3 protein-coding genes are annotated in these 4,945 nt (G+C 75.8%); all 3 read right to left on the reverse strand.

The genetic code is table 11. The features are described 5' to 3' along the window. Nucleotides 1–528: 528 nt before the first annotated feature. Nucleotides 529–1,266 (reverse strand): dienelactone hydrolase family protein, encoded by a 738-nt coding sequence (locus ACFXPX_RS43490; RefSeq protein ID WP_380645073.1) that lies wholly within the window; start codon nt 1,264–1,266, stop codon nt 529–531. A gap of 168 nt (nt 1,267–1,434) precedes the next feature. Continuing rightward, nucleotides 1,435–2,769: a S8 family serine peptidase gene (locus tag ACFXPX_RS43495; protein ID WP_380645075.1), complete on the reverse strand. Its 1,335-nt coding sequence runs from the start codon at nt 2,767–2,769 to the stop codon at nt 1,435–1,437. After that, a partial coding sequence (locus tag ACFXPX_RS43500) for an AAA family ATPase (protein WP_380645077.1) occupies nt 2,766–4,945 on the reverse strand: 2,180 nt, incomplete at its 5' end. The genes ACFXPX_RS43495 and ACFXPX_RS43500, both read right to left, overlap by 4 nt.

Raw genomic sequence — 4,945 nt, forward strand, 5'->3', positions numbered from 1 at the left:
GCACCCACGCACCCGCCGCGCCTACCTCCACCTCGCCGCCCACGTCACCGAAGGCATCCACCCCACCAACACCTGACCAGCCACCACCGGGCCCGACACCACGGACCCCGACGGGACGGACCGGCACGGACCGGAACCGCCCCCCGGCCCGGGCAACGGGCAACGGGCACGCAACGGTGCCACCGCCCATCGGCCCACCTACCCATCAGCCCACGCGCCAGGCATGGCAGGCGTGCCAGGCGTGGCAGCGGGCGCCACGGCCTGGGCGTGTGATCGATCCGGCGCGGTTCGGTACCGGCCTCGTGGTGGGCCGGTCCGCGGCACGGCCCGCCGGTGACGGGAGCAGGCCCACGGCGTGGCGGATCGCGGGGCGGCGGTTCTTCGACTCGGGTGGGCGTCGGGGGCCGGGCCCTCAAAAGCGCGACAGTCGCGCGAACGGCTCGCACCGCACGCCAAGGCTCCACCGCCGTCCCGAAAACACTCGGACCAGTGATCGTCGTGGCCTCGGCGCCAGGCTGTCCGCCCGGGTCATGCCCCCTGGGCCTCCGGCACGGACAGGCACTCGGCGAGCAGGTCGACGACGTCGCGCCAGGCTCGCTGCGCGTGCCGCGGGTGGTAGCCGACGCCGGGGACCGTGGCATGGTCGACCGGGGGGTGGTGGAAGGCGTGCAGGGCGCCGCCGTAGACCGTCAGGCGCCAGTCGACACCCGCGGCCTGCATCTCAGCGGTGAACGCGTCCCGTTGCGCGGGCGCCATGATCGGGTCCTGCGACCCGACCCCGGCCCACACCGGGCAGCGAATGCGCGCCGCCCCGCCCGGCCGGCCCGTGGTCAACGCGTCGACCGTCCCGATCGCGCGCAGGGCGGCGCCGTCGCGCCCCAGTTCCAGGGCGACGGCGCCCCCGGTGCCGTAACCGACGGCGGCGATCCGGTCGGGGTCGGTCCGCGGTTCGCCGCGCAGCACGTCGAGCCCGGCACGGCCGATGCCCCGCATCCGGTCCGGATCGGCGAGCAGCGGCAGGCACCGGGCCGGCATCTCCTCAGGGGCGCCCACATAGCGCCCGCCGTGGAGGTCGAAGGCCAGCGCCACATACCCCAGCCCGGCGAGGGCGTCGGCCCGGCGGCACTCGACGTCGCCGAGCCCCATGCCCTCCGGTCCGAGCAGCACCGCGGGCCGGCGGTCGACACCCGCCGGGAGAGCGAGGTGGCCGATCATCGTCAAACCGTCCGCCGGGTACGCGACCGCACACGTCGCAATCGTCCCCATGGAACCGGACAGTAGTGATCCTCGGACCCGGTCCCGGTGGTGTTCTGCCGCCGGCAGAGCAACGACGGAACAAGCCCCGGGAAGAAGCCAAAGGCCCGAGCCACCCACACCGCCCCGCACACACGGCACACACGGACTGAAAACAACAGACGCGGCGCTGACACCGGGTCAGACCTGCCAACGACCCGGACGCCACCCACGACGGCGAGCGGCCGCACACACGACGGCCAGACCCACAGTGACGGTGACAGTGGACAGCACAACGACAGCCACCACAGCAGCCCGGCCGGGGGCGGGGTCCGGGGGCGGGGGTGCCAGGAGGGCGGCCCGCGGGGCGGGGAGGGCGGCCGCGGCGCTGGGCACGGTGGCGGTGAGGGCGGCGAGGGGGTCGACGGTGCCGTAGCCCAGGCGGGGGTCGGGCAGGGCGGTGCCGGGGTGGTAGGCGGTGGCTTCGAGGCGCTCGCGCAGGTGGGCCGGGTCGAGGTCGGGGTGGTGGCCGAGGAGCAGGGCGGCGGTACCGGCGACGACAGCGGTGGCGAAACTGGGGCCGCTGGCGGTGAAGTAGCCCTTGCCGGCCGGTCCGGTGCTCATCATGGCCTCACCCGGGGCGCTCAGATCGACCCGGGCACCGGCGGCGCCCGTACCGGCAGCGGTACCGGCGCCGGCAGCGGTGCCGGCGGGGGCCACGCCGACGCTCGTCCCCGTCCCCGTCCCCGTCGTCCCCGTCCGCGTGCTCCCGTCCGCGCCCGTCGCCGCCGCGCCGCCGCCCGGGGCCAGGGCGGCGACGGTGAGGACCTGCGGCGGGGCGGAGGGCACGTTGGCGTTGGCGCCGCCCTGGTCGGGGGTGGCGGGGGCGATCACCAGGACGCCCTTGGTGTCGGCGTGGCGCAGCGCGTCGTCGAGGGCGGTGTCGCCGGCGGGCAGGGGCAGGGCGGAGGCGATGATGCGGGCGCCGGCGTCGGCGGCGTCCCGGATGCCCTTGGCGAGGAGGGCGGGGGTGGTGGTGCCGGTGTCGTCGGTGACGGCGACGGCGAGGATCCGTGCCTCGGGGGCGATGCCGGCGAAGCCGGTGCCGTCCTGGTGGCGGGCGGCGATCAGTCCGGCGAGGAAGGTGCCGTGGCCGACGCAGTCGCGGGTGGAGTCGCCGGTGCCGTACTCGCGCGGGCCGGGTACCAGGCGCTCGCCCAGGACGCCGGAGGCGCCGTCGACGCCGGAGCCGACGACGGCGACGGTCACTCCGGCGCCGCGGCTGAGCGGCCAGGCGGCCTCGGGGCGGAGGAAGGCCTGGGCCCAGGGGGTGCGGTCGGTGCCCTTGTCGGAGGATTTGAGGCAGTCGCCGGGGCGGGTGGCGGGGCGGTTCTGGGCGATGACGGGCAGGGCGGAGGGGTCGCCGGGGGCCGCCGCGGCCGGAGCGGCGGCGGCCGGGACGGCGGAGGGGACGGCGGCCAGGGCGCAGGCGAGGGCCCCGGCGGTGAGGGTGCCGGCGGTGCGGCGGGCGCTCACACCGTACTCCCCTGCAGCAGGGCGGGGATGTCCTGGGGCAGCAGCAGGCTCAGTTCGGACACGTCGCCGATCTCCAGGCGGGCCAGACGTCCGGCCTGACGGGTGACCATGGCCTCCAGGGTCTGCCGGGCGAAGCGGCCGTTGCCGAAGTTGCGGTCGCGGGGCACGGCCGCGCACAGTGCGGCCAGCGCGGTGAGGGTCTCGGGGGCGCAGAGGTAGCCGGCGTCCTCGGCCTGGCGGGCGACGATGGTGACGAGTTCGTCGGCGCTGTAGTGGTCGAAGGCGATCTGCTGGGGGAAGCGGGAGGCCAGGCCGGGGTTGGAGGCGAGGAAGCCGCGCATCTCGTCCTCGTAGCCGGCGACGATGACCACGACCTCGTCGCGGTGGTCCTCCATCAGCTTCATCAGGGTGTCGACGGCCTCCTGGCCGAAGTCGCCGGAGGCGGCGCCGCCGCGCGGGGTGAGGGTGTAGGCCTCGTCGACGAACAGCACGCCGCCGCGGGCACGTTCGAAGGCGTCCTTGGTGAGCTGGGCGGTGTGGCCGATGTAACGGCCGACCAGGTCGGCGCGGGCGGTCTCGACGAGCTGGCCGGTGGGCAGGACGCCGAGTTCGGCGAGCAGGGCGCCGTAGAGGCGGGCGACGGTGGTCTTGCCGGTGCCGGGCGGACCGGCGAAGACCAGATGGTGGCTGATCCTGGCGGCGGGCAGGCCGGCCTCCTCGCGGCGGCGGGCCTGGGTGATCAGGTTGACCAGGTTCTCGACCTGTTCCTTGGCGGCGCTCAGGCCCACCATGGCGCGCAGTTGGGCGAGCAGGTCGCTGCCGCCGTCGGTGCCGGGGGCGGGGGCGCGGACGGCCTCGGCGCCGAGGTCCTCGGGCAGCAGCAGCGGCAGGTCGGCGTCGGTGACCTCGGCCAGGGCGGCGAGCCGGGAGGCCTGGCGGTCGACCATCTCCTCGAAGACCTTGCGGGCGGCGCGGCCGTTGCCGAAGTCCGCGCCCTTGGGCATGCGGGTGAAGTGCGCTTCCAGGGCCTGGCTGGTGGCTTCGGCGAGATCGAAGCCGTGGGCGGCGGCGGCCCGTTGGACGATGGTGACCAGTTCCTGCGGCGAGTAGTTGCGGAACTCGACGGTGCGGCTGAAGCGGGAGGCCAGGCCGGGGTTGGAGGAGAGGAACTCGCGCATCTCCTCGGAGTAGCCCGCCACGATCACCACGATGTCGTCGCGGTGGTCCTCCATCAGCTTGACCAGGGTGTCGATGGCCTCGCGGCCGAAGTCGGGGCCGGTGCCGCCGCCTCCGGCGGACAGGGTGTACGCCTCGTCGATGAACAGCACGCCGCCGAGCGCCTCGGTGAACACCTCGGTGGTCTTGATCGCGGTGCCGCCGACGATCGCGGCGACCAGGTCGGCCCGGGCCACCTCGGTCAGGTGCCCGCTGCGCAGCACCCCGAGCTCGGCCAGGATGCTGCCGTAGAGCCGGGCGACGGTGGTCTTCCCGGTGCCGGGCGGCCCGGCGAAGATCAGGTGCCGGCCCATGGGGAGGGCGGGCATGCCGGCCTGTTCGCGGCGCCGGGCCAGCTTGTTGAGGTTGACCAGGGTGGCGACCTGTTCCTTGACGCCTTCCAGGCCGACGAGGGCCTGGAGGGCCGCCTGGGGGCCCTCGGGGTCCGGTGGCAGGGGTTCGGTGGCGGCGCCGTAGGGCCCGGGGGCGCTCTCGCGGCCGTCGCCGTACGCGTCGCCGGGCCCGTACGCGTCGCCGTGTCCGTCGCCCTGCCCGTAGCCGTCGCCGGGTCCGTAGCCGTCGCCGTCGCCGTACGCGTCGCCGTCGGTGGGGGCGGCGCCGGTGGGGCGGGTGCCGGGTGTGGCGCCGGGGCGGGCCTGGGCGCTGCCGTGGCTGTCGGCGTGGGCGTTGTCGCGGCTGGTGAGCTCGGTGACCGCCAGGCGGGTGCCGGGCCTGCTCTGGCGCAGGCCGGAGCCGCGGTTGCCGGTGACGGTGCAGCCGGTGACGCGGACGGGTTCCTCGGAGTCCACCCGCAGGCCGTCGCGGGCGTTGTCGGCCAGTTCGCAGCCGGTCAGGGCGGCCCGGGAGCCGGCGGCGAGCAGGACGCCGTGGCGGCGGTTGCCGTGGACGCGGGTGCGGGCGGCGGTGAGTTCGCCGTCGTCCTCGACGAGCAGGCCGTCGC

It is taken from the genome of Kitasatospora sp. NPDC059146 (genome assembly GCF_042786665.1).
Taxonomy (GTDB): domain Bacteria; phylum Actinomycetota; class Actinomycetes; order Streptomycetales; family Streptomycetaceae; genus Kitasatospora.

Bases quoted from the DNA above. Each gene is read 5' to 3' on its own strand.
- ACFXPX_RS43490 (WP_380645073.1), bottom strand. From the start codon at position 1,266: ATGGGGACGATTGCGACGTGTGCGGTCGCGTACCCGGCGGACGGTTTG.